Genomic DNA, 24,346 nt, shown 5'->3' with positions numbered 1-24,346 from the left:
CATAAAAAGCCATAATACAGAATCAGAATTTATGTCAAAAAAAGGCCCTGTAATTTCCATAGAAGATGATCCGGATGATCAGTTTTTGCTTAAAAGTGTATTGGAAGAAATGAATATCCCTAACCCGGTTTATTTTTTTGAAAACGGCCTCGAAGCGTTGAGTTTTTTGGAAGAAACCACGGAGCAGCCCTTTCTTATTTTATGTGATATCAACATGCCCGTCATGAACGGTATGGAGCTTCGGAAAAGAATCGATGAAAATACTTATTTAAAGAAAAAGGCAATTCCTTTTATTTTCCTAAGTACTTCCGGTAGTTTGCCTTTAATTGAAGAAGCTTATGAATCAACCATTCAGGGATTTTACAAAAAAGGAAATAGCTTTCAGGACTTTAAAAAACAAATAGAATTAATTGTAACTTACTGGGAAGCTTGCTTGCATCCAAATACAAAGTTTTAGCGCTATTTTTTTAAAATAGAAAAAAAGAAACCGCCAGGGTTAGCCAGCGGTTTCAGATTTTAATTCTTATTTTGAAAGTTCAGAGAATTCCTCGTCGCTTAATTCAATTTCTCCTGCTTTCAGGTTTTCATGCAAATGTTCTACCGATTTTGTTCCTGGAATAAGCAGGATATTAGGAGAACGTTTCAACAGCCAGGCCAGAGCAATTTGCGCAGTGGTTGCCTTATGATCAGCCGCAATTTTCTCTATCTTTTCCGCCAGCTTTTGTGGGCCTGACGCTAGGGGAAACCACGGAATAAATGCCTGCCCTTTTTTTGCAGTGTAATCTACAATTTCTTCCCATTGCCTGTTTCCAAGGTTATAAAGATTTTGAACGGAAACAATGGGTAATACCCTTTCGGCACGTTCAATTTGCTCAATATTAACTTCAGACAAACCTACATACTTTATTTTCCCTGCTTTTACTGCCTCGGCAACAGGTGCCAGTGTTTGCTCAACAGGTACGTTTGGATCAAAACGATGTAATTGCCAAAGATCAATCGTATCCACTTTTAATCTTTTTAAACTTCCCTCTATATTCTGGCGAATAAATTCCGGATCACCATTTGGAACCCATTGGTTTGGTCCAGGACGGTTAAATCCTCCTTTGGTAGCAATATTTAATCCTTCTTTATAGGGATACAAAGCATCTGATATCAGGCTTTCATTTAAATGAGGGCCGTAAGCATCAGCTGTATCAATAAAATTTACACCAGCAGCAACCGCTGCCTGTAAAACTTTGATAGCATTTTCCCTATCCGCAACTTCACCAAATACACCAAAACCAGACAATTGCATGGCTCCGTAACCTAAGCGATTAATTTCAATATCATTACCCAACTTAAAAGTCAGAGAAATTTTTGTGTTCGTTTCCATTCTAATCCTTATTTTATATCGTGATTAAAAGATTTGTAATCTTACATATTTAAGATTATCGGTTTCTGGGTTCTCTACCTATAATATAAACAATTAGTTCAATTTTTATTCCAGCACGCAAATGTTTTTCATTTGACTTTTTTAGAAAAATCGAGCTTTTTCAACCATTTCTAGACTTATTTTAGCGGTGAAAAATCCGTTGCTTTTAGATAAACAGATTCCTTATTTGCAAGAATGTCCCCATTAAGATTACTGGCGTCTCTGGCTGCTATCCATTCCGGATCATTCTGAAATTTTTCCCAGGATTCTTCCCGTGCTTCCGCACTTGGATATGAAAGCAGATAAACCAGTTTCTGTTCCTGATTCTCGACTGGGATCCAAAAGCCTTCGATTTTCATGCCGTGTTTTTCAAAGAGGTGGATGGTGTAGTTCTCAAAACGACTTAACAAGTCATCAAGCTTACCATCGAAGGCGGTATATGTTCTGAGTTCGAACAGACGGTTATTTAAATCCATAGTTTTGATTTAGCATTTAGATGTCATCCCTTAATTTAATCGATAATCCCGAAATTAATACTGCCAGAATATTGGATACAATATCTATTGTATTTACAAAATGGCAAAAAAAACTTAACGACAAAGTATCGTCAGGTTCATGAAGCATATTTCATCTACTTGATAATGGGACTGATACGATAACGATATTGTATCGTGTATAAAATTTCTCAAACTGTGTAAATTTCTTATTTACTAAATTTAATAAAGTGCTCTGTTTCACCAGAGCACCTTATTAAACATTATTTGATTTGTTTTACAAGAACTCTCACTCTATTGTCCAAATGAATTGTATCGCCAGACAACGCAACGTTTTCTCCCACTTTTAAAACTTTATAACCTGTTTGCATGCGTACCCTACTGATCACCGCATCAAAATCTTTCCCGTTTTTATCTTTCAAATACGCAGTATAACCGTCTTTTCCATATTCAATGTTTTGAACGGTCCCTTTTTGCGAAAAGATTTTACTTCCTGAACATGAATTCAAAAAGATAAGGCCAGATAATGTGAGGGCGGAGAAGCCTGTGATGATAAAAAACTTTTTACTTTTCATGTCAAATGTTTGATGAATAACTAACTTTCAAAGACTTAACGATTATCTGATTTATAATCTTCCTTCGTTAGCAAATAGCATATTTTGTGAACAGTAATTTGGGCTGTTTTAGTTACAAAACAGCAAATTTATTCAGGAAGAAATTTATTTAATTAACACGGCACAGGTTTTGAGAATACGTATAAGGTTTTCAAATTTTCAATTAAGCTGGAATTTTATGCGTGCAATATGGACAGGCGCCATCGGTTTTGGACTGGTCAACATACCGGTAAAGTTATTTAGTGCAACACAGCAAAGTGAACTGGATCTGGATATGCTGGACAAAAAAGATCACGCGAATATCAAGTTTCAGCGCGTAAATGCCAATACTGGAAAGGAAGTTGATTGGGAAAATATTGTAAAAGGGTACAAGGTCGACGACAATTATATAATCCTGGAAGATGAAGATTTTGAAAAAGCAAGCCCCGAACAAAGCAAAATTATAGAAATCGCGGAGTTTGTCGATGAATCTGAAATTGACAGTATTTATTACGAAACGCCTTATTATCTACAACCAGAAAAATCAGGTACACGCGCTTACGCCTTGCTTCGTGATGCTTTAAAAAAGACGGATAAAGTCGGTTTGGGAACCTACGTTCTAAGAAATAGGGAAAGTCTGGTGGTTATAAAACCTTTGGATGATATTCTTCTTTTGAATAAAATCCGTTTTCATGATGAAATCAGGGAAACGGATGACTTGGAAATTCCGGATATCAAAATAAAACCGGCAGAGTTAAAAATGGCCATTCATCTAATTGAACAACTGACCACTGATTTTGATATCACCCGTTTTAAAGATTCTTATACCGACAAATTACTTGAACTGATTAAAGCCAAGGCAAAGGGTAAAAAAAGTACCGCTGCACCAATGAAAATTGTCCATTCACGGAGCAATGATTTAATGGCTCAATTAAAAGCCAGCCTGGAATCAGGTAAGCAAAAAGCATCCTGACTTAGGAGTTTTTCCAACAGTTCAGTAACCGTCGAAGTACAAGAATTTCGCCGAGGTGATAGGAGGTGTGGTCAGCAATGAGAAGCGCCTCTCTGAAAATATTTTGACCGTCTCCATGTGGCAACGGAGAATATAGATCCGTTTCTTCATTTTTCAATAAATCAAAAAAGCGCTTTCTGTCGTCTTCTATTTGATCAAGAGTTTCCGCCCAATTTTTGTCATCAACCGAATCTGTTTGTGCTGGCCAGTATTCGTCTGGCCACCTCGGCGATTCATGATTGGGCGAAAGACAGAATTCCACAATATCCCATTGCGTGATACGTATATGTTCGACAAGCTGCCAAATGCTGTATGGTAAATTTTTAGGAATTACCGTTCTCAATTCGGTAGGTATATTGGCGATAGTTTCGTCCAGTGAGACATGTGCATTTCCTGTTTGTATTAATGTTATTAATTCAGAAACGATGATTTTTCTTGTGGAGGTTTGCATTGATCTGAGTTTTTAAATTTATTGGTTCTCTATTCGATCGTCAGGCAATTTTAAGGCCAGCAAATTTCCGGGAATTAATGGCCGATTGTTATTTGTGGAATTTAAAATACATTTTCACTTACAATATCCGCTATCAAATCATAATATCCTGTTGATTATTGCTTATTTTAGGGCATTCAATTTTTACTTTTTATTCCTGAGTTCTATGCATCCAACACGCCGGGATTTTATTAAAAGTGTCACAGCCGCCTCGGCGCTAATTGCCAGCGGAAGTGTTGCAAAACCTTTCAACATTATCCGCGATCTGAAAAAAATAAGCCCTAACGATAAGATACGTTTTGCCACGATCGGTATGGGAATTCAGGGGAATCAGGACACTAAAGCGGCCCTGAGAAGTACACCTTTGGCGGAATTTGTAGCGGCGGCGGATCTTTATGACGGGCGGCTGGCACATGTAAATGAAGCTTACGGGAAAGATATTTTTACAACCCGCGATTATCGTAAAATTCTTGAACGAAAGGATATCGACGCCGTTCTGATCGTCACTCCAGATCACTGGCATGACCACATCACAAAGGCCGCGTTCCAGGCAGGAAAGCATGTTTATTGTGAAAAGCCCATGGTCCAGCATATTGACGAAGGTGCTTCTGTTATTGAAGCCTGGAAAAAATCCGGTAAAACCATGCAAGTGGGAAGTCAGCGAATCAGTTCAGCGTCTTTCAGGGAAGCGAAAAGGTTATTTCTTGCAGGAGAAATTGGCGATATTAATTTTGTTGAATCCAATTATGACCGTTTTAATTCGCTGGGTGCATGGAATTACTCAATACCCGGAGATGCTTCTTTAACAACCCTGGATTGGGATACGTTTCTCGGAGATGCTCCAAAAGTACCTTTTGATGCGAAGCGTTTTTTCCGTTGGAGAAATTATAAAGATTATGGCACCGGTGTAGCCGGTGATTTATTTGTCCATTTGATAACTGGGGTTCATTTTGTTACCAATTCTCTAGGCCCGGAAAGGATTTATTCTTCTGGCGAACTGAGTTATTGGAATGATGGCCGCGATGTTCCGGATATGATGGTTTCAATACTTGACTACCCAAAAACAGATTTGCACGCCAAATTTCAAATGGTGTTACGTGTGAATTTTGCAAATGCGGGTGCGATCAACAACAACACCCGAATTGTGGGAACGGAAGGACAAATTGATTTCACGGATGACAATTTGATTTTGACCAAGAAAAAATTGGCCAAAGCTCCGGGATATGGAGGATATGACAGTTTTGGAACATTTTCGGCGAGCGAACAAAAAGATTTTGAAAAGAAATACGATGCACTATATCCGCCTGACACCAGAAAAGCGGATCCGGTTAAAGAAATAAGATTTGAGGCACCAAAAGATGACGATCCGCATGCACAGCATTTTCGCGACTTTTTTGAAAATGTAAACAAAGGAACTCTTGGAACGGTAGAAGATCCTGTCTTTGCTTTTCGTGCCGCTGCTCCTGTTTTGGCCTGTAATAAAAGTTACTTTGAAAAGAAAGTGGTAACCTGGGATCCTGTTGTGATGAAAGTTAAGAAAGGTTAAATATAACAATAATAAATACCTCATCAGAGATGATTCGTACAATAATAATAATTTACATATATGTAATTTTGTCAATGGATGTGGGAGGATTTTTTCTGATATTGGGAGAATATAATTAAAGTTTAAACTTAAAATAATAAGAAATGAAACCTGGAATCGGAATTTCTGAAGAAAACAGAAAAGTAGTATCGGATCAACTGGCCATATTATTGGCTGACGAGTTCATTTTATATACAAAAACATTAAATGCACATTGGAACCTTGTAGGTCCGGATTTTCACTCAGTGCATTTGTATTTTGAGGAACTGTATAAAGAATCAGCGGAAATTTTGGACAGCGTGGCGGAACGTATTCGTCAGCTAGGTCATTTTGCGCCTGCGAAGCTAAAAAACTATCTGCAAATTACGCACCTTACCGAGCAGTATGAAGGCGGTAACGACAGTTTAAGTTTGATTAAATATCTGCTATCTGATCACGAAAGCATCATTGAATTCATTCGTGGCAATGTGGACGCATTTGCAGATGAACACAAGGATGCTGGTACCAGCGACTATGTAACACAGGTAATGGAGCAGCACGAAAAAATTGCATGGATGCTGAGAGCCCACATTCAGTAATTTTTAGTATTTCATACAAAGGGCACCTGAAGTAATTCGGGTGTCTTTTTTATAATAATTATTCGTAATGAGCAAATTCAAATTAAAAGGTAACGAAGAAGAAGAGATCGAGATTTTACAAGAGCAAATAAAAGAAATTGTACCAGATGCTGATTTTAGATTCAGTCTGATCATACTGGAATCAGGAGAGAAACATTTTGTACTTGGTTCAAAAGTTGAAATTTACCAGGAATTGGGAATTGAAATATAAATTTGAAGATTTGTCTAATGCAGTAAGTTGCTATTTATTTAAAATTGGTTACTTATTATTTGGATTAAAACAATCTTTTAATAATTATAGCATGTTATCTAATGGCAAAAAATGTGAGTAGTAAGCGCCGTGTTAAAATATTAGTTACTGTTGTAGCAAATTGCTGATGAATTTTTCCAAGACCACAACATGATTGTATTTTTCATCCTGAGACGCATACAATAGAGTAACTTTTTTATGCTTTTTGACCTTATCTACTAATTCATGAACTGCTGACATACAGTGTCTTAACTCAAAAGTGTAATCTTGTCTGAACTCTTCCCATTTTTCCGGGTCATGATCAAACCACTTTCTCAAATCCGTGGAAGGTGCCACACCTTTGAGCCATTCGTCGACTTTTGCTTCTTCTCTCTTTAATCCACGTGGCCATAAGCGGTCAACCAGTATCCTGAAACCATCCGATTCATCTTTTGGCTCGAAGATTCTTTTTATTTGTACGGTATTCATAGTTAGGGTTATGCGTTTCTTAGACTAAATAAAAACTAGCTGACGCTAAAAATAGTTTCCTTAATACAAAATCTTATTGAATATTATATTATCTGTCTGATTTTTAGATTATTAAAATTGTATCCATGGTTCTGATACAGGTAACAAACTTGGAATATTGACCGCGATATTATTAATATTGAGCTCCAATTTTGTTATCAGTATTATTACTTTTTAACCTTCCTGGAAATCAACTTTACAGGTGCAAATATGCTTTATGACGCTTAGGAGGGAGTAATTGACTTTTAAGTAGATTTTCGATTTCAAGTGGTAAAACAACAAATTTTCTCAATTAATTCTTTTCAATTCAGTTATATTGCTAATGAGGCGTTGTTCCAGAAGATTTGATATACGTCGGCTGATTTCTTGTTCGCTTGATGAAAATTGATCAAACTCGTCATCCGTAAAGTGTCCAATAATTATTCCTTTCAAAAGTTGCTGAAACTTCTGGTCCTGCTTCAAAGACCGTGTAATGTATGAACGCTGATCTGCTTCGCTCAATTTATAGAATACGTCTTTCCGTTGATGAATATATTGTTTAAAAACACGAACCAGCAGTCCATCTTGAAGCTTCAAGATGGGCCTTAGTGTCAAATTTTGAAAATTTTCTGCGAGTACTGACGCTGGTGCAGTCTTAATCACGGGGCGTAATGAAAGTAACAGGGTGGTTTTGTCAGGCATTGGTTTGTTAATTATATCGGTGACTAATGATTTCGAATTAGTATGCATCTTGACAAAAAACCAGGCGGATTCCAATATTTTTTGGAATCCGCCTGATCATATTTTTTCAAAAACTATTTTTTCTTACCAAAAATATAAGTAATTCCACCACTTGTAGTAAATGACTGCGAACTGTTTTTTACTTCGTATTTTTCGTTACCAGGTTTTAATGGGTCCATAAGCACCGAGTTTGCAGAACCAATGATTACATGATAAGCGAGCTCAACTGTAAAACTTAATCTTTTACCCATTGGGAGTACAAGCCCAACCTTTGGAGCCACCCCGGGACGCAAAACAGTTTTGTTAATTTCAATATTATAACCTTCAATTTTCAGGATATTCAAACCAGCCTCAATACCGGCATATGGGCGAATTCCTTCGGTTTTAAAATAGTATTCTGCAAGTAAGTTGATAGGTATCGTTGTTGCTTTTCCTCTAATGCTTTTGGTTGATAAATCACGTTGTAATTCCTCCATTAAATATTTGCCTGACAATCCGATGGCAACGTTCGGTTTAACAAAATAACGATACTGCAAGCCACCACCGTAGGATCCTTTTGATATGTAACTTTGATTAGTAAATCCATAAGTACCCTGCACAGTAAGGGTGGATTGGGCAAATGTTTTGTTAGAAAAAAGAAAACTGATTAACGTTAAGGTAAGGACGACTAATAACTTTTTCATAAATGTTTAAATTTTATTTACTCGGGATTGTTTAAGATCCTGTACGCATAAAGGTACTGTTTTGTGGAAAATTAGAGCTTTTTGTTCGCTTAAATTTTACTTTTTTGAGACTTGTGTTTTTTATAATGTTATTCTAATCTATTAAAACGCAGACTTTTATTCTTAATTTATTGAAATGCAAAGGTTTATATGTTACAGCTTCATGATCCTGAAAACTTTCTTTTGTCGTTGTGAAGTTACTTCAATCAGGTATAATCCTGATGAAAACTGAGGCGCGTATAAGTCGACCGGACATTTTTGTTCGCTACCCGTGGCAATTATATTGGTTTTAAAAATAACATTACCGTGAATATCAAAAGTTTTGATTTGTACAGTGGTTGCCGGATCAGCTTTAAAAATAACGTTCACGATGCCTGTTGAAGGATTTGGATAGGTACGCCAATCTGTTTTTGTATCAAATTGCACCGACTGTATTCTTGAATACTGGAAACTGCCGTCAAGGTCAACCATTTTTAAACGATAATAATTTGTTGTATTCTGGTCGGGAGACTTGTCTGTAAAACTGTATTCTTCCTGAACGTTAGAGTTTCCTGCGGCCAGTACTTTTCCAATTTTTTTAAACTGATTCAGGTTAAATGCATCCGCCCCCTGAACACGTTCTATTTCAAAATAACCAGTGTTGGTTTCGGAAGTAGTAATCCAGGTGGCCATCACCTCATCCAAGTTATCAGTTCCCGTTTTTTTTGCGACGGTAAAACTCAGAAGTTCTACCGGAAGTGCTCCGTTTTGAAGCCCTCCGCCTGCATTAAACCAGAATTCTGAGAAATCTTTTACTTGGATTTCAGCATAATAACCTTTGTCAAAAGGTACTTTTACCACATTGGCAGAAGAAAAATAAGACCAGCTTCCGCCCGCATTATTACTGATCATACCATCTTCATTATTAATATTCGTATCTGTATATTTTGAAATCCCAAGGTCGTAAGCGGAGGCTGGTTTTGAACAACTGGCACAACCTGACGCGCCAATTAGTTTTTCTGACTCTGAATCCAGAAAGTAAATACGCACGGTAGCATTAGCTGCAAGCGAACGATTGGCAGGCTTAATAGTCACATTCCTGTCCATATAATATTGTACCTGGTTGTTGCGAACAGTTGTGGGATTTATAAATGCCTGCACCCCGGTAGTTCCCAAACTCTGGTTGTTGGGATTTATGGAAGCAACAAGCTGGCCATTTTGAACGAAATCAATCCATCCGGTACTATTGGCTGGATTCTGCGTTACCGAGGAGGAGGTAGTTGTGCCAGCGTAAATACCATTTTTGTTATCATAAATGTGAATGTCGTCAATAGCTATTCCCTCTCTTGTAGTTCCGGGATCAGCTCTTAAAGCAAACCGCAGGCGGATATTATTTGCAGTTGGCAATGTTATGGTACCTACATGCCACCGGGTATAATCCTGAACACTCCAACCCTGGGTATCGTAGGTGATTTTGTTATACCAATTTGTCCCTTGCCCCTTATTCCCCAGTCGGATCCAGGTATTGCCATCATCTGAATATTCAAGATAAGCGAAATCACAATCCTCATTCGGGCAGTATTCAATGTCGAGCGCTAGACTGAAACTTACCGTTGGATTGGTCATACCTGTTAAATCAAAACATGGAGAATACAGGTAGGAAATTTCTCCGTTATTATAATTTCCTGACAAATTGGTTTTCCAGGCTTTTGTTCCGCTGGCAGCTTTATTTATTTTATTGGAAACAGGCGTTCCATAAGCCCATGAACTTGAAGTTCCTGCGCTGTGCCAATTACCATTGCTACTCTCGAAATTTTCGAGATAAGGAAATACCGTAATCTGAGGATTGTTATACGTGTCTAGTTCAATGGTGTTGTTCTCTGCGTAAGAATCCGATGCAAGGCTAGTCCATACTTTGGTATGGTAAACACCAAAGGCAGACATATTCTGGGTCGCCGAAAATGTGAAATTTAATGTTGTTCGGGCACCAATAGATGGGATTATTTCTTGTATTTCCGAGCCGTTATTTACTTTACAGTTAACAGGAATATTGGTAATTGCATGATCCGAACTGTTTCTCACCGATACCGTAATAAGCTGATTATTACTCAATCCACAACTTGCCTGGGCAATACTGTTGAGGCTTATCATTTGAATATCATCAGTGACAATACTTAATTGAATATCGTCAAAAGAATAACCGGCACCGCTCAGAGGATCGGCCGTGATTATGTCGCCATGCTGTCCCCAGCGAATTTGAGTGCTGGTTGAAAGCGTCTGTCCATTTTCCAGAAGTTTGTTAGTAACTTCAATGCTGGATGACAATTTATAATATCCGTCAATCGGATTTTGGTTTGCATAAAGATTATAAACCGGAATCCAAGGATCGTTGTAACTGCCTCTTATCCAGACATTATTGTCAGGATGATTCTTTTGTCCATGATTTTTATATCTGAAATTAAGTCGGATATCCTGTGACAAATTGTAGTTCGCAAGATTAAATGTACCGTCAAGAAAATTGGTATTACCATTGGGATAAAACCTGTCCGTGTCCAGTGTAAATGCTTTTGTTCCCGAGTAAGCCATACCTGTATTGACAAAAGTCCGTATCCGTCCAGCATTCGTTGAATTTGTAAAATCATAACGACTTGCATTTTGAAGTCCTGTTTTATCCGTAACAATTTCCTGGACTGCTGCTGATTCAATATTATCCAGAAATGGAAGTGTAATCGGGGCGTTGTTTAGCTGATCAAATGTGCCGGAAATTGTATTATTTCTTGTAACAGTGTCAGTCTGCGCATTGGCATATACTGCAATGGTATAAGACCCCTGTGCAGCAAGATTGACTTGATCAGCAAAAGTATAATCCACGGACGACTGCGCCGGAATAGATAAGGAAGCAGATACTGAGGCCACTGAATTGCCATTCAAAGAATAACCAACAGAAACCGGACCTGAAAAGGGCTGATCATCAAGATTTTTTATCCTTATCGTAACATTATTCTGACCTGGTAATGCCTTTGGCGTTAACAGCCTTCCCGAGGAAACAGGATTGACAATTGTTTCCAGGAAAAGATCATGATCGGAAATTGTCCCGGAACAATTCCCGGAATCTGGTTTTCTTGAAAGCGCGATGGATCGTATGCCCGGACTTGTATTAACCCGCGCCCGGACTGCAAACCAGTACGTAGAATCTCTGCTCAATCCGTTGAGGACAAAGCTGGTATTAGCGGTAACTCCGGCTGAAACCATTTCGTCACCTTTTAAAATCATAACCTCATAATCACCTGCACCAGTAACGGGGGGCCATTCCATAGCTATGTAACCCTCGCATTGAACCGGCGAAAGACTTAAAACAGGGCGACCGGTAATGGTAAATGCTTCGCTGATACTTTCTGTTCCTGTGGCGTTCTGTATTACTTTTACCTTTGCTTTATCTGTTGAAACGTCCGGGAAAACCCATTTTAGCTGACGGCCGTTTGCAGTCAGGTTTCCCGTAATCGTATTCCATTGCGCACCGTCGTTGGTAGAATATTGTACTGAAAAATCATTCGATGAATTACCAAATGAATCCCAGCTGACATATATTGAATCCGTAGCCCGGTAACGTTCTTTACCAATAGGATTTGTTATAGTGGTTGAAACCGGAATAATATCATATACCACGAAATATTCCTGAGTGCCATTCTGATTGACGGCGGTTCCCTTCACATTGATATGATAAGTTCCTGCAATGGGCGAATCAATCACAACCTGCTCAATGTTATTAATATGATCAGCACCGGTGGTTGCCGGATTATTGACATTGGAGGGAGTAGGATCAAGCAATTTTGGGAAAATAGTTGCTGCGGAAGGATTTATTACTGTGAGATCAAGATCGTTTACAAGATTTTTTGCTGATAATGTGGAAGGTGCCGGGTCGTTCCAATATAACATTACTTTAACTTTTGCCGTATTTGCCGGAATCTCAATCGGGTAAGTTTGCGGAGTGGCCGAGGTTGCAATGGAAGCCGATTTGTAACTTTCACTTTCAATCATTTTGACAGAACGTAAAAGATTCATCCAGCCAAACCCATATTTATAATCCGGGCCGTCATTTCCCTGATCCGTCCCGCCATTACAAAGAATGGCTTTCATTAATCCATTTTTGGGATTTTGCTGGCTGTGAAGTTCCTTATATCGCTGATAAAGCAATGCAAGGCCACCGGACACTGCGGGTGAAGCCATGCTTGTTCCTGATGAACGGGCATAAAGATTTTCGGGATATGACGAAACTACATCCGTACCCTGAGCACTTATTTCAGGTTTAATTCTTCCATCTTTTGAAGGTCCTCTGCTTGAACTTGGAGCAATAATGCCCTCCATCGTAGTATTGCCAACGCTGATAATATTTTTTGCTGTCTGGTATCCCCCAATTACATTGCCAAAACCAGAGGGATACGGGCTACAGGCAATTGAGCCGCTGTTACCTGCCGCAAAAACATGTTGCAGGTATGGCATTTCAAAAGCCTGCTGGTCAAGAATATAGGACTGGAAACTATATGCTCCCAAAGAAGAACAGGCTGCTACGTCATTGCCGTAGGAATTGTTGGTAATGACCATTCCAAAATCCTGTACATAGGAAGGGGCATAAGCCAGAATGTTGGAAAAATATTGCGAAACGATTTTGGCTTTCGGAGCATAGCCTGTATATTTTTCGTTCACTATTCCGGCACCTCCGAAAGTGCCCATTACATGGATTCCATGTTCCCCGGAATCTATCGCAGCCCGGTTAATAATGCGATTATTAAAATCAACATGACGTAAAGGATTGGATTCATCCCCAACACCCACTACAACGCCTTCACCATGCAGGTTCCGTCCTAATGGTAAGGAAGAATGAAGTACATTAGCTCTGCCATTGGCGGTGCTGTTGATGTTATTAGGCTTGTCAGGTTCAGGAACAGGTTCAACGTACTGAACGTAATTTTTAAGAGCGAGCTCATTTAAGCGGTTTTCAGGAACCCTTATTTCAAGGATCTGATATGCCTGATAAACATGGGAGATTATCTCAAATTGATCTGCTTTTAATTGTTCCTTTATCTCGTCCAAAGAGAAAGATTTTGGAAAATTAATCCAGACATCTACATGCCCTTTTACTTTTCTGGTTTGTTCAGGAAAAGGTTTTTTTAATAATAATGGGTGCAATTTTTGGCTGGCTGTCAGATAAACCACTGAACGGGCTTTTGATCTTTTTATGGAAATGTCAGAAAACGGACCTTTAATTATAGCTGTGTAAGCATTATTTGGAATATATTCCAGAAGTTCAATTCCTTCTGCTTTTAACTTTTCGCGTTCAGCCTGACCGGGAATTTCCTCAAACTGTATTATAACCAAGGTTTTCGTATCTGGTAACAACCTGCTGTTGATCGCTCCAATTTGGCCGTTTCCTACATTTTTTTCAGGTGTGAAAGAGCCGTTTTTTAATTCAATCTGATAGCTCTTTTGATTTTGTGACAAACCCAAAAGAGGAATAACTGACAGTAAAATGATTTTTAAGAGTAGCGTTGATTTCATACAGGTGAAGTGTAGTGGGATAAAAATCTAATTTCTATAATTTAATTCATTTTTCAATGTACAATTCGGTCTGGGAATTGAAGATTTATTCGACAAAATGGGGACGTTGTGGCCATTTCGGGAAATTATAGAATTCCTTAAATACATTGATTTTAAAGAATTTGCAGGTTTGGCATGATACTGGTTGGTTACAAATAATTGTGTAAAGGCACAGATAATTGATTCTCATTAAAAACACAGATTATGAAAAAGCTAATAATGTCGGCAGTAGCCTTAACTCTTATCTCTTTCGCCTCTGTTCAGGCTACTCCAATAACGGAACCTAATCACGCTGCAACAGTAACCCAGGAAAAAGTTTCGGTTAAACCGGAAGATTTGCCTGCTGCTGTAAAAGCAACTATTAATAGTGACGCATTTGCAGGGTGGAAAGTCACTACTGCTTATTTAGTCACCAATGATGATAAAACCCAATATTATGACTTATCCGTTAAAAAAGGTAGTGAAAATGCCAGAGTTAAGCTGGATAAGAATGGTAAGAATGTAGAATAGATTGCCTTACTTTACTCAACGTGAATAGTACCGGAGCTTAGGCTTCGGTTTTTTTTGTTTTATACCAATAATAGTAAAAAGAGATAATGGCAAATCAATATAAAAATCGTCTGATTGATAATATATGAGTAGAGTCTTCTGAAAAAGATATTTTACTTAAAAAAGCCTGACCAATTGAAACGCTCAGATAATCCGTATATGTCTAAATTTTTTCTTTCTACATTTTTCTTTTTATTTTCAATAACACTTTCAGTAAACATCGCAATCGGCCAAAATGCCTCATCCGGATATCCGGATGATAAATTGACCCTATCAAGCGGAAAAGAATTATTTAATACCAATTGTGCTTCCTGCCATGCAATTGACCACGACGAAATTGGTCCCAGACTCGGCGGAATTACGCATTTGCTGCCGGAAAAAGCGTTATCAGAATTTATTCAAAATCCAGGAAAAGTAATAGACTCAGGAGAGCCAAGAGCCGTAAACCTTCGAAAAAGATATAAAATGGTCATGCCATCTTATGACTTTTTAAAACCTGCTGAAATAAATTCGATTTTGGCTTATATAGACAATGAGACAAAACTCAATCCGATTGAACCACTTGTTGTCAAAACTGATAACACAGTTTCTCTGCCCAGTGAAAGGTTCGGTACGCCGGTCAAAAAATCCGGAATTAGTATTGAGCTTGAAGATTTTGTTCAGATTCCTGCATCTTCTGACAAACCCCCGTTTACCAGAATTGCTAATATGCGGCCACATCCATCGGGCGATGGGACGCTTTATGTGAGTGATCAGCGTGGAATTATTTACAAAATTGAAAATAGAAAAGCAGAAGTATTTCTGGATATCAGGACGAAAGTTGACAAATATGTAAATACGCCGGGGCTGGGTACAGGATTGGGTAGTTTTGCTTTTCATCCTGATTATTTGAATAATGGCTTGATCTACATTACCCACACGGAGGAATTTACTGGTAAAAAAGCAGACTACGAATTCCCGGATTCCATAAAAGTGGCTTTACAATGGGTAGTTTCTGAATGGAAAATAAATGATGTAAAAAGTAAGACATTTGAAGGGGCAAGAAGGGAATTACTTCGTATTAACGTACCAGGCGTGGTACACGGCACCCAGGATATAGGTTTTGTTCCTGGCATCGGCAAAAATGATCCTGATTATGGACTGTTGTTTATAGGGACGGGTGACGGTGGCTCAACGATTGGAAAACATCCTGAAATTACCCATAATCTGAAATCTCTTTTAGGGACGATAATACGTATAAATCCACTTGGAAATAATAGTCGCAACGGTCATTATGGTATTCCGGCCGATAATCCATTTGTTCACAATCCCGATCCCGAAACATATAAGGAAATTTATGCTTTTGGATTCCGAAACCCGCACCGGATTTCATGGGATCTCACGCACGGAAAAATTATGTTTAGTGCCGAGGTAGGGGAGTCCAATTTTGAGGAGGTAAATGTGGTTGTAAAAGGGGGGGATTATGGTTGGAATACGCGGGAAGGAAGTTTCGGAATTTCGCCATCAGATCTTAAAAATGTTTTTGAAATCAATAAAACTGAAAAGGATAATTACATCAAACCTTTTGCTGCTTATGATCATCAGGATGGAAATGCGATCAGCGGAGGATATGTATACGAGGGCAATCTGGCAGCATTAAAAAACAAATACATCTTTGGAGATATTGTAAATGGCAGGATTTTCTTCATCAATATCAACAAACAACTGTCGGATTCCACAGTGTATGAAATCAGTATTACAAAAAATTTAAAACCTACGGATTTAAAGCAAATGTCAGGATCAAAAAGGGTCGATCTCAGAATTGAATATAATCCATTCACCAGGGAAATGTTTGTGATGACCAAAAGTGATGGGAAAATCAGGAGGATTAAGACAGCCACAACGGGGTTGGTAAATAAATAATCCGGCTTTATTAATTTTGATAAATGGCAAAACGCCCGTCGAAAAAAGTAAGGTGATAATGGGGCAGCATTCTGGTGCCGGCTTTTGGGTAGAATTTTTCCGGTCGGTATTTATAATCCATAAGAATAAAATCAGCCTTGTTCGCATATGCCCATTTATCCATGTTGTTGGGTGAAGATTCCGATTTGGACATGATGGCCTGAATTTTAAAATTCTCATGACTCAATAGATGCGGATAACGCTCAATTTCGTTGAAAAAAAAAGTGAGTGGGACAAAGCCACGTTTGTGGTCTGGAATATTTTTTTGTAACCTTTGATAAGAAATCGGCAAGTACTCAAGTGTTAAATTTAGGTAAATGATCTGGACAGCCCCATAAATTCCGATAATAAAATATATCCCTAGAATTACTTTTAAAGCTTTCGTTTGAAACGGTTTTAATCTGTACAATTCATAAGTCAAAACCAGCATAAAAGGTAAAAACAGCGTAAGATATACGCCTGAGTTTTTTTTGGTAATCAGCCAGAAAACTGTGACAAGTACGATAGAATAAATACGCAATGGAATGGGTAATTGTTTCAGAAACTGCCGCTGGTTCCAAAACATGAAGGCTAGCAATAAAGAAAGTGCAACTTGTTCAGGTGAATGGAAGAACATAACTGGATATGTGACCATAACCAGAAGTTTGGAACCCAATCCAAAGGCGTTTTGAGTTGCAGGATCATTAATGAACTGGTAATGCCAGATTTCAAAACCGTTTTCTGCCTGAATAATGTCAACAAAATAAAGAAGACTCACTAATCCTCCGGCGATTGAAAACGCAAAGGCATTTTTATATTGTTTGAGATAAAAAAGCATTCCTGCTCCGGCAACTAAATAAATAACACCGTTGAGATGCGTTAGAACGGCCATTCCTGCCAGAATTCCAGCCGCAATACTTTTCCAATAATGAGGTTTGCTTTTTGATATTAAAATGAAAGAGCCAAATCCCAGAGCAGCCAGCATGATTTCCGGCCGGTTTTCAAAACTCATTTTAATCAAAATACGATTTGAAAAAACAAGTATCAATACAGCCAGTAAGTACCAGGAAATACTTTTTTGTTCTTCCCGGTTGACGTAAAATATAATTTCGGCAATTAGAATTGCAAAAAATATTACACTTACAAATTGCAAAACCGGGAGTTCGTAACCAAATAGATGAATCATTCCCGCTCCAAATATCAGAAAGAGTTTATGGCTTACAAGAAGTTGTTTTTCCCAACCTAACAGGCCCTTAAAAAATTCTGAGCGGATGATCCCTTCTTTGTGCAGCCAATAGGATTGTTCTGCAAACCATGCATCATCTCCAGATGCATACCTGTGATAATAGGAAAGTATTGTTAAAGCAATAAAAAAAATCAGTAGTGCAGATAACTGCTGCTTGGATATTTTTAGCAAGGACGTTAGGGCTGAAATTGTAGGTGTTTATGCAGTTATTGCATAAACACCTTTCAAAGAAAGTGCAAAAATATCATATTAGCAATATTACAGAATCCTAAAAAATAGTGTCTTAATGAAAAATTAAAGTGGAATTATTAGAACACTTATCTGTCTTTTTAGCCAAATTTATTCTGACTGTCATACGCCAGCCCAAGTCCAACACTTGAAAGTTTGTTTTCATCGGCCAGTTCAGCATTTGGAAACAGCTTTTTAAATTCAGTTTGTATTAATGGCACTTCGGTGGAGCCTCCTGTTAATATCACCAGATCAATGTCTTCTTTTTGTACCCCTGCATCACGTAGACATTGCAGCGCAGACTCGGAAATTTTATCGATTTTTTGGATAATTGCCTCATCAAACTGCGTTCGGGTAACTCTTGTTGTAAGCCCTTCTTCCAGAAAATCAAAAGGTGCATCATATTCAGCCTGAGAAGTCAGCGCAATTTTCGTTTCTTCCGTTGTGGCGAGCAAAGTATGGCCGGTTTCCTGTTCAAGTACTTGCAGCAATCTTTTATAGCGTGTTTTGTCATGGGCTTCAAAAAGGATTTGCTTGGTTTGAAAAATGATTTTTGTTGTATACAGGAAATTTACCTTGCTCCATTCTGAAAGATCGAAATAATGATAAAGAGGAACCTCAAGGTTTTTTGTCCCGTAAGTACTTCTATAGCCAAGTTCGGGCATGATTGCAGCCAAACTCAGATCCTTATCAAAATCATTACCGCCAACACGGATACCGGTATTTGCCAGAATATCAGAGGATCGGTCGGCTTTGTTGATATATTGGTTGGATAACCTGATCACTGTAAAATCAGATGTTCCACCACCCAGATCCACTACAATGGCAAGTTTTTCGCCTTTAATATTAATTTCGTGAGCAAAAGCAGCGGCGATAGGTTCAAACTGAAAATCAACATTACGAAATCCTAATTGTTTGGCAATCAGCTTTAATTCAGCTTCTGCTCGGCTATCGGCTGCGTGATCATTATCTACAAAATGAACGGGGCGGCCCATGACCACATTTTCAATTTCCAATCCTGCTTCTTCATCGGCTTTGTCTTTAAGGTTTTTTAGAAAAGAAGCAATGATCTCGTTAAAACGCATTAGTTCTCCGTTGACCATCGTGCCCTGCCGCATGACAGGTGTTCCCAGAACGCGTTTCAAACTTCTCATAAAACGCCCGGGATTTCTTTCCAGAAACATGTTTACTGCCGCCCTTCCATAAAACGGAACATTGCCTTTGCGAAGGAAGAACATGGCACTCGGCGTGGTTGTACTGGAACCTTCTACGGCTACGAGGTTTACGTTGCCTTGGTTTGCTATTGCTATACTTGAATTGGAAGTTCCAAAATCGATACCGCAGGAAATACTGGTCATTATTAATCTCTGAAAATTTGGGGGCGCAATTTCAGATTATTTACGATAATTTGCAATTTATGGAGGCGGTAATCTGTCAGTGTATTTGTTCAGGGGGCTATAAATATTTCGATTTGCCGGGAATTTTTTTATCATTAGGATTATCTGATTAATAAAATTAACATTTAAGGGTAGGTAATCCAGAATGAAGTCTTCCATTAAAAGTGAAAACCTGAACAGGAACTTAGTTGTAAAATTGAATACATGAAAAAATCAGAAGATAACCGCCGCGAATTTATACGCAATACGATGAGTACAGCAGCCGGGCTTGTCATGATGTCAGCGCTTCCTGGTGAGGCGAAGAATGTTTTAGCCGGTACCAAACAATCGGAAGAAGAAGTGAAAAATGAAGAGATTACAATAGAACCAGGTCGTATTAAATTCGCCGTTATCGGTATGAATCATGGTCATATTTATTCTCAGGTAGAAGCTGTAACAAGGGGCGGAGGGCAACTGGTTGCCTTCTATGCCAAAGAAGCTGATCTTGCTGCTGCTTTTGCCAAACGTTTTCCGGAAGCGAAACTGGTTGCGAACGAGAAGGAAATTTTGGATGATAAATCTATACAGCTTGTTTTAAGTTCGGCTATTCCAGATGAGCGTGCACCAATTGGTATCCGCGTTATGAAGTCAGGAAAAGATTATATGGCGGACAAGCCAGGCATTACTTCGCTTGAACAATTGGCCCAGGTACGTAAAGTACAAAAGGAAACTGGTAGAATTTATTCTATTATGTTTAGCGAAAGGCTGGAAAACCGTGCGACCGTGAAAGCGGGAGAGCTTGTAAAGGCTGGTGCTATCGGAAAAGTAATTCAAACAATTGGTTTGGGGCCTCATAGAACATCGCTAAGTACACGTCCCGACTGGTTTTTTGATGCCAAACGTTACGGTGGTGTCATTTGTGATATCGCTTCACATCAGTTTGACCAGTTTCTGTTTTTTACAGGATCAAATAAGGCGGAAATTGTAGCTTCGCAGGTAGGCAACGTAAATCATCCTCAATATCCTAAATTTGAAGATTTTGGAGATTGCATGATCCGGGGAAATGGTGGAACAGGATATATCCGGGTCGACTGGTTCACACCGGACGGGCTTAAAAGTTGGGGTGATGGTAGGTTAACAATTTTGGGAACGGAAGGTTATATTGAAATTAGAAAGAATGTAGATATTGCCGGACGCGATGGCGGAAACCATTTATTTCTGGTTAATCAAAAAGAAACGCAATATATGGATTGTAGTAAAGTAACTTTGCCATATGGAAAACAACTTGTGGATGATGTACTCAACAGGACAGAAACTGCTATGTCGCAGGAGCATTGTTTCTTGGCAACAGAGTTGTCACTGAAAGCACAAAAACAAGCTCAAATGATAAAATTAACGGTATAAGGTAAAATGATAAAACTAAAAAGCTGAACATGCCAATTAGGACTGGCGCGTTCAGCTTTTTAGTTTGCTTTTTATGATGTTTTCACTTCTTGCTGCCGTGATATCAAGTTTCCTTTATTGTCTTCTTACGGTAACTTAAAAATGGCTGCCAGCTGAAACTGATTGTCATTTACACCAAATTCCTGTTCTTGATCCGTTCAGTTAGATGTAAAAGGCTGCGTTTTAAAGTCAGACTAAAACTTATTCCTTGCTGTAAACTCCAAGAATTACATATTGAGATCCGTTGTAATCATATTCATTCATCAGTCTTTCAATTACTTTTTCGGCATGGCGTTCGGAAAGGAATTCTTTGTACCACTTTCCTACTTCATTTTGAACATCGATCGGTTTGGGTAATATTCCTTTTTCAGGGTCAAGAATAAAAATACTGAATGTTTTTTCCATATAGCAACGATCGTGAAGAGATAATTTTCTCAAATTTAATACAAAAGAAAACTTAATTTACAGATTAGTTCTTTTCAAATTTTCGCTATTTCTTGTACTTTCAGATGCCTTTGCAATGGTTTCAATAATCTGATTCAAATTGTCTGACGCTTCCTTTTCTGTTGGAAAAGTGCCCTCATGAAAAAATAAGATATTGTTTTCTCTGTCGGGATGTTCGCCCAGCAGTACAATTTCGCCAATATAGCCCAAGTCGCTCTTACTAATTCTGGTAATGAATGATTCAGGACGGTCTGCTATAATCCTCAGGTCATCGTATGTTATGCGAAAAATATCAAAATAATTCATAGGCTCTATAAATAAAGTATTGAACAGAAAACTCTGATCTTTAGACTGGGCCTCAAGTTAGTTAAGCTTCCTGGTTTTTTATAAGTTGAGGTTTTAAACTTTCCCAAAATTCCTTTTGAACCTCAAAGGCTTCCTCCTGCGATATATAATCGATGTAATTTTCTTCCCTGCCCTGATTTTTTGCACGAATAACAGGATCAACCCATCCATCCAGTTCATAACTTTCAACTTTGTAAGACCATTCACAACCATCCGGGCTCACATTTGCAAATACGATAATTTTCAATTTTTCGCCCAAAGGGCGGTGTAGAATTTTTTCAGTGCTAATTTCCATCTCAGGATTGTTTTTAAGTAATAGATTTCCTTTAAGTGACAAGCGTTTTTACTATAAAAGTAATGCCATCACAAATGGAGACACACATAATAGAGAATAAGTTTTAATGGCGGAAATCTGTTTTAGGTGTCACTTATATAATTCTGTTTTTTTGCTAGAATTAAATATTTTTAATAAGTAATTCGTCTAACAGCAAAAAAAAATTTTATATTTGTGTGCAATGCCAAATCGCACCATCCTGATACAATAAATTTATATTAAAAATATGGCCAAGAAAATTGAACAATACACAGATAGTATTTTTATTGTCTCATTATTGACCATGGTTATGCTTGTAGCAATATTATTTAAAAGACCTGTCAACCAAAAAGTACAGGAGGGTAGAAGTTTTTCGAGTGTAGAGTATAATTCTTCGCAATCAGGAATTTCAAAAAGTAGTAAACTCTAATTATCTTAGCCCAACTTCGGGTTTTTCAGTATTGTGAGTTCATCACTCAATATTAATAATGTTACACATTTTCTTCAGGGATAAATACTTATTTAAAACTTCACAGAAAATTGGTGAAAATGATTAACAAACTGATAATCAACATGCCAATGGTAACGATTAGCAATCTCTTTGACAATGGAAAGCCCTAATCCGCTGCTTGGCGTGTTGGTAGAAGAATTTATAAATCTTTTGAACAAGGTTTCTTTGTTTAAAGAGGAGTTTCCAGTATTGCTGATTGTCAGCTTTTTATTTGTTAACTGAATTTTTATCATTCCATTCTCCTGGTTATGGCGAATTGCATTGAGAAGTAAGTTGACCAGCATAATTTCCACAAGGCTTTTGTTTGCATTAACGACGCAATGCTCACAAATTTCCATCTCGACAGTATTGTTTTTTGCGATCAAATGCTCTTCCAGAAAATCCAGGTTTTGGTTTACGAGCTCGGTCAGGTTTACGAGTTCTCCCTCGGAGAATTGATGATTTTCAATTTTTGCCAACAGCAACAAGTTTTTATTAATTCGGGAAACTCTTGAAAGAGGGATATTTAAAGAAGCAATAAGCTCAGACTGGCTTTCGGTAAGTGACTCATTTTGCATAAGCAAATCGATTTTCGATTTCAATACCGCAAGGGGTGTTTGCAATTCATGCGAGGCATTTTCTGTAAATTCTTTTTGTTGGCGGAAGACGGAAATATTCTTTGCAATTAACAGATATAAAGCCTGATTTAGCTGCTCAAACTCTTGAATATCAGATTTTTCCAAATCGATATTATTCTGACTGTTCAAATCAAATGCTTCTAATCTTTCTAAGGTCGATTGAAATGGCTTCCAGATTTGAGTAGCAATTCTTCTGTTTAAAATTACAAAACCGGCCAGAAGTATTATAAAAAAGAACATGGTTACCGCTGCTATTGCAAAAACAGTTTCATGTGCTTCTTCAACATTGATTTCAATAGTGAGATGATAAATATCTTCGTTTACCCTTATATAGGTCGACAATCCCCTGAACCGTTCCAGATCTTCCTCATTTGCACTTTGCTTTTGTCGCATGATCGAATAAATACTATCCGGACGACTTTCTTTAAGTACAGATTTTTCTATTGTCGTACCGGGTTGTGTTTTATTCCATAATGCAATCGTTTGCGCCCATTCGTCTTTGTCAAGACTTAGTTTGTTCAGCCCGGACTCAATTCTGCTCTTCACAATCTCGTTATATTCATCCAGTTCATTGCGCCAGATATAATCGACGATAAAATAATAAACTGGGATACTGCAAGCTAAAACCAACAAAGCGTAAAGCGTGAAGACTTTAAGAGGCCTATTTAAAAGTTTATTCATGCTTCCCATTTATAGCCCGTTCCATAGATCGTTTTGAGGTAATTCCGGTATCCCGCATCCACCAGTTTCTTTTTCATGTTTTTGATATGAGCATATACAAAGTCATGATTGTCGAGCATATCTGCAATATCTCCGGATAAATGTTCAGCCAACGCACTTTTGGAAATTACACGGTTTTTATTTCCAATAAAAAGCAATAGCAAATCAAATTCTTTTTTTGTCAGAATCACTGGCTCGTTATTAACCAGAATTGTTTTGGCCAGTAAGTCAATTTGAAGTTCATGCAGTTTTATAATATTTGAATTTCCGAATTGCTTTCTTCTGATTACAGAATATATTCGAGCTGCAAGTTCTGATAAATGGAAAGGTTTTGCCAGATAGTCATCGGCCCCGATTTGCAGTCCCGCAATTTTATCCTGTAAAGAATCCTTGGCAGAAATTATGATCACGCCTTCCTGTTTATCCTGCTTTTTCAGCTGTTCCAGAATTTTTAATCCATCTCCACCGGGTAACATCAGGTCCAGCAGTATGCAATCGTAGTGATATACCTCAATTTTTTCCAAAGCCTGTTGAAAGGTTTCAGCAAATTCGCATAAATAATTTTCATCCGATAAATAAGCGGAAATATTATGAGCAAGCTCCTTTTCGTCTTCTATTATAAGGATTTTCATGGTGCTAATTTACATATAGAATTTCGA

General features: G+C 38.0%; 23 protein-coding genes. 8 read left to right on the top strand and 15 right to left on the bottom strand.

The features are described from left to right. The first annotated feature begins 31 nt into the window (after positions 1 to 31). Positions 32 to 457 (top strand): response regulator, encoded by a 426-nt coding sequence (locus tag FZF08_RS05930; protein ID WP_159467711.1) that lies wholly within the window; start codon positions 32 to 34, stop codon positions 455 to 457. 66 nt (positions 458 to 523) lie between these two features. Here the strand turns inward: FZF08_RS05930 and FZF08_RS05925 are convergent, their stop codons facing one another. The 3 genes from FZF08_RS05925 to FZF08_RS05915 all read right to left on the bottom strand — a co-directional run bounded on the left by FZF08_RS05925 (position 524) and on the right by FZF08_RS05915 (position 2,480). Further along, the gene (locus FZF08_RS05925; protein ID WP_200837035.1) at positions 524 to 1,372 is read right to left on the bottom strand and encodes an aldo/keto reductase; all 849 of its coding nucleotides are present in this window, start codon (positions 1,370 to 1,372) and stop codon (positions 524 to 526) included. A gap of 176 nt (positions 1,373 to 1,548) precedes the next feature. Next, on the bottom strand, positions 1,549 to 1,887 hold the full coding sequence (locus tag FZF08_RS05920; RefSeq protein ID WP_159467710.1) for an NIPSNAP family protein: 339 nt from the start codon (positions 1,885 to 1,887) through the stop codon (positions 1,549 to 1,551). 281 nt (positions 1,888 to 2,168) lie between these two features. Further along, positions 2,169 to 2,480, bottom strand: coding sequence for a hypothetical protein (locus FZF08_RS05915; protein ID WP_159467709.1), 312 nt, complete (start codon positions 2,478 to 2,480; stop codon positions 2,169 to 2,171). Positions 2,481 to 2,697: 217 nt separating this feature from the next. Between FZF08_RS05915 and FZF08_RS05910 the strand changes: the two genes are divergently transcribed. Beyond that, complete coding sequence (locus tag FZF08_RS05910; RefSeq protein WP_159467708.1) at positions 2,698 to 3,471, top strand: Ku protein; 774 nt, start codon at positions 2,698 to 2,700, stop codon at positions 3,469 to 3,471. 1 nt (position 3,472) lies between these two features. Here the strand turns inward: FZF08_RS05910 and FZF08_RS05905 are convergent, their stop codons facing one another. Next, the gene (locus tag FZF08_RS05905) at positions 3,473 to 3,961 is read right to left on the bottom strand and encodes a DinB family protein (protein WP_159467707.1); all 489 of its coding nucleotides are present in this window, start codon (positions 3,959 to 3,961) and stop codon (positions 3,473 to 3,475) included. A 205-nt stretch (positions 3,962 to 4,166) separates the two neighbouring features. On the opposite strand from FZF08_RS05905, the gene FZF08_RS05900 reads away from it, so the two are divergent. The 3 genes from FZF08_RS05900 to FZF08_RS05890 all read left to right on the top strand — a co-directional run bounded on the left by FZF08_RS05900 (position 4,167) and on the right by FZF08_RS05890 (position 6,413). After that, positions 4,167 to 5,546, top strand: coding sequence for a Gfo/Idh/MocA family protein (locus tag FZF08_RS05900; protein WP_159467706.1), 1,380 nt, complete (start codon positions 4,167 to 4,169; stop codon positions 5,544 to 5,546). 143 nt (positions 5,547 to 5,689) lie between these two features. Continuing rightward, positions 5,690 to 6,163: a Dps family protein gene (locus FZF08_RS05895; RefSeq protein WP_159467705.1), complete on the top strand. Its 474-nt coding sequence runs from the start codon at positions 5,690 to 5,692 to the stop codon at positions 6,161 to 6,163. A 67-nt stretch (positions 6,164 to 6,230) separates the two neighbouring features. Next, on the top strand, positions 6,231 to 6,413 hold the full coding sequence (locus tag FZF08_RS05890; protein WP_159467704.1) for a hypothetical protein: 183 nt from the start codon (positions 6,231 to 6,233) through the stop codon (positions 6,411 to 6,413). Positions 6,414 to 6,557: 144 nt separating this feature from the next. On the opposite strand, the gene FZF08_RS05885 is transcribed toward FZF08_RS05890, so the two are convergent. From FZF08_RS05885 to FZF08_RS05870, 4 genes are all read right to left on the bottom strand, one after another. Continuing rightward, positions 6,558 to 6,920, bottom strand: coding sequence for a DUF488 domain-containing protein (locus FZF08_RS05885; RefSeq protein WP_159467703.1), 363 nt, complete (start codon positions 6,918 to 6,920; stop codon positions 6,558 to 6,560). A 327-nt stretch (positions 6,921 to 7,247) separates the two neighbouring features. Beyond that, positions 7,248 to 7,640 carry a glyoxalase gene (locus tag FZF08_RS05880; protein ID WP_159467702.1) on the bottom strand — a complete coding sequence of 131 codons (393 nt, stop codon included), beginning with the start codon at positions 7,638 to 7,640 and terminating at the stop codon, positions 7,248 to 7,250. A 113-nt stretch (positions 7,641 to 7,753) separates the two neighbouring features. Next, complete coding sequence (locus FZF08_RS05875) at positions 7,754 to 8,362, bottom strand: outer membrane beta-barrel protein (RefSeq protein WP_159467701.1); 609 nt, start codon at positions 8,360 to 8,362, stop codon at positions 7,754 to 7,756. A 192-nt stretch (positions 8,363 to 8,554) separates the two neighbouring features. After that, positions 8,555 to 13,936 carry a S8 family serine peptidase gene (locus FZF08_RS05870; RefSeq protein ID WP_159467700.1) on the bottom strand — a complete coding sequence of 1,794 codons (5,382 nt, stop codon included), beginning with the start codon at positions 13,934 to 13,936 and terminating at the stop codon, positions 8,555 to 8,557. A gap of 243 nt (positions 13,937 to 14,179) precedes the next feature. On the opposite strand from FZF08_RS05870, the gene FZF08_RS05865 reads away from it, so the two are divergent. After that, a complete protein-coding gene (locus FZF08_RS05865) occupies positions 14,180 to 14,485 on the top strand; it encodes a hypothetical protein (protein WP_159467699.1) in 306 nt (101 codons plus the stop codon). 198 nt (positions 14,486 to 14,683) lie between these two features. Further along, a complete protein-coding gene (locus FZF08_RS05860) occupies positions 14,684 to 16,426 on the top strand; it encodes a PQQ-dependent sugar dehydrogenase (protein WP_159467698.1) in 1,743 nt (580 codons plus the stop codon). A 10-nt stretch (positions 16,427 to 16,436) separates the two neighbouring features. Here the strand turns inward: FZF08_RS05860 and FZF08_RS05855 are convergent, their stop codons facing one another. Both FZF08_RS05855 and FZF08_RS05850 read right to left on the bottom strand, forming a co-directional pair. Beyond that, the gene (locus tag FZF08_RS05855; RefSeq protein WP_159467697.1) at positions 16,437 to 17,861 is read right to left on the bottom strand and encodes a hypothetical protein; all 1,425 of its coding nucleotides are present in this window, start codon (positions 17,859 to 17,861) and stop codon (positions 16,437 to 16,439) included. Positions 17,862 to 18,019: 158 nt separating this feature from the next. Then, on the bottom strand, positions 18,020 to 19,276 hold the full coding sequence (locus FZF08_RS05850; RefSeq protein ID WP_159467696.1) for an Hsp70 family protein: 1,257 nt from the start codon (positions 19,274 to 19,276) through the stop codon (positions 18,020 to 18,022). Between the two features lie 243 nt (positions 19,277 to 19,519). Here FZF08_RS05850 and FZF08_RS05845 point away from each other — a divergent pair, with 243 nt between their 5' ends. Continuing rightward, entirely contained in the window at positions 19,520 to 20,698 is a 1,179-nt protein-coding gene (locus FZF08_RS05845) for a Gfo/Idh/MocA family protein (RefSeq protein WP_159467695.1), read from the top strand. A 240-nt stretch (positions 20,699 to 20,938) separates the two neighbouring features. Here the strand turns inward: FZF08_RS05845 and FZF08_RS05840 are convergent, their stop codons facing one another. From FZF08_RS05840 to FZF08_RS05820, 5 genes are all read right to left on the bottom strand, one after another. Next, a complete protein-coding gene (locus FZF08_RS05840; protein ID WP_137342015.1) occupies positions 20,939 to 21,142 on the bottom strand; it encodes a hypothetical protein in 204 nt (67 codons plus the stop codon). A 57-nt stretch (positions 21,143 to 21,199) separates the two neighbouring features. After that, on the bottom strand, positions 21,200 to 21,487 hold the full coding sequence (locus FZF08_RS05835; RefSeq protein ID WP_159467694.1) for a hypothetical protein: 288 nt from the start codon (positions 21,485 to 21,487) through the stop codon (positions 21,200 to 21,202). A gap of 61 nt (positions 21,488 to 21,548) precedes the next feature. Further along, positions 21,549 to 21,821 carry a hypothetical protein gene (locus FZF08_RS05830; protein WP_159467693.1) on the bottom strand — a complete coding sequence of 91 codons (273 nt, stop codon included), beginning with the start codon at positions 21,819 to 21,821 and terminating at the stop codon, positions 21,549 to 21,551. Positions 21,822 to 22,361: 540 nt separating this feature from the next. After that, positions 22,362 to 23,648 carry a HAMP domain-containing sensor histidine kinase gene (locus FZF08_RS05825; protein WP_159467692.1) on the bottom strand — a complete coding sequence of 429 codons (1,287 nt, stop codon included), beginning with the start codon at positions 23,646 to 23,648 and terminating at the stop codon, positions 22,362 to 22,364. Beyond that, on the bottom strand, positions 23,645 to 24,319 hold the full coding sequence (locus FZF08_RS05820; RefSeq protein WP_159467691.1) for a response regulator transcription factor: 675 nt from the start codon (positions 24,317 to 24,319) through the stop codon (positions 23,645 to 23,647). Before FZF08_RS05820 ends, FZF08_RS05825 begins: the two co-directional genes overlap by 4 nt. Between the last annotated feature and the right edge of the window lie 27 nt (positions 24,320 to 24,346).

The sequence above is a fragment of the Dyadobacter sp. 3J3 genome, assembly GCF_009801115.1.
Taxonomy (GTDB): domain Bacteria; phylum Bacteroidota; class Bacteroidia; order Cytophagales; family Spirosomataceae; genus Dyadobacter.
Note: the sequence above shows the minus strand (reverse complement) of the source record. Positions and strands in the feature narration are given on the sequence as shown.

Coding starts and splice junctions, on each gene's coding strand:
- FZF08_RS05930 (WP_159467711.1), top strand. CDS start 32: ATGTCAAAAAAAGGCCCTGTAATTTCCATAGAAGATGATCCGGATGAT.
- FZF08_RS05925 (WP_200837035.1), bottom strand. CDS start 1,372: ATGGAAACGAACACAAAAATTTCTCTGACTTTTAAGTTGGGTAATGAT.
- FZF08_RS05920 (WP_159467710.1), bottom strand. CDS start 1,887: ATGGATTTAAATAACCGTCTGTTCGAACTCAGAACATATACCGCCTTC.
- FZF08_RS05915 (WP_159467709.1), bottom strand. CDS start 2,480: ATGAAAAGTAAAAAGTTTTTTATCATCACAGGCTTCTCCGCCCTCACA.
- FZF08_RS05910 (WP_159467708.1), top strand. CDS start 2,698: ATGCGTGCAATATGGACAGGCGCCATCGGTTTTGGACTGGTCAACATA.
- FZF08_RS05905 (WP_159467707.1), bottom strand. CDS start 3,961: ATGCAAACCTCCACAAGAAAAATCATCGTTTCTGAATTAATAACATTA.
- FZF08_RS05900 (WP_159467706.1), top strand. CDS start 4,167: ATGCATCCAACACGCCGGGATTTTATTAAAAGTGTCACAGCCGCCTCG.
- FZF08_RS05895 (WP_159467705.1), top strand. CDS start 5,690: ATGAAACCTGGAATCGGAATTTCTGAAGAAAACAGAAAAGTAGTATCG.
- FZF08_RS05890 (WP_159467704.1), top strand. CDS start 6,231: ATGAGCAAATTCAAATTAAAAGGTAACGAAGAAGAAGAGATCGAGATT.
- FZF08_RS05885 (WP_159467703.1), bottom strand. CDS start 6,920: ATGAATACCGTACAAATAAAAAGAATCTTCGAGCCAAAAGATGAATCG.
- FZF08_RS05880 (WP_159467702.1), bottom strand. CDS start 7,640: ATGCCTGACAAAACCACCCTGTTACTTTCATTACGCCCCGTGATTAAG.
- FZF08_RS05875 (WP_159467701.1), bottom strand. CDS start 8,362: ATGAAAAAGTTATTAGTCGTCCTTACCTTAACGTTAATCAGTTTTCTT.
- FZF08_RS05870 (WP_159467700.1), bottom strand. CDS start 13,936: ATGAAATCAACGCTACTCTTAAAAATCATTTTACTGTCAGTTATTCCT.
- FZF08_RS05865 (WP_159467699.1), top strand. CDS start 14,180: ATGAAAAAGCTAATAATGTCGGCAGTAGCCTTAACTCTTATCTCTTTC.
- FZF08_RS05860 (WP_159467698.1), top strand. CDS start 14,684: ATGTCTAAATTTTTTCTTTCTACATTTTTCTTTTTATTTTCAATAACA.
- FZF08_RS05850 (WP_159467696.1), bottom strand. CDS start 19,276: ATGACCAGTATTTCCTGCGGTATCGATTTTGGAACTTCCAATTCAAGT.
- FZF08_RS05845 (WP_159467695.1), top strand. CDS start 19,520: ATGAAAAAATCAGAAGATAACCGCCGCGAATTTATACGCAATACGATG.
- FZF08_RS05840 (WP_137342015.1), bottom strand. CDS start 21,142: ATGGAAAAAACATTCAGTATTTTTATTCTTGACCCTGAAAAAGGAATA.
- FZF08_RS05835 (WP_159467694.1), bottom strand. CDS start 21,487: ATGAATTATTTTGATATTTTTCGCATAACATACGATGACCTGAGGATT.
- FZF08_RS05830 (WP_159467693.1), bottom strand. CDS start 21,821: ATGGAAATTAGCACTGAAAAAATTCTACACCGCCCTTTGGGCGAAAAA.
- FZF08_RS05825 (WP_159467692.1), bottom strand. CDS start 23,648: ATGAATAAACTTTTAAATAGGCCTCTTAAAGTCTTCACGCTTTACGCT.
- FZF08_RS05820 (WP_159467691.1), bottom strand. CDS start 24,319: ATGAAAATCCTTATAATAGAAGACGAAAAGGAGCTTGCTCATAATATT.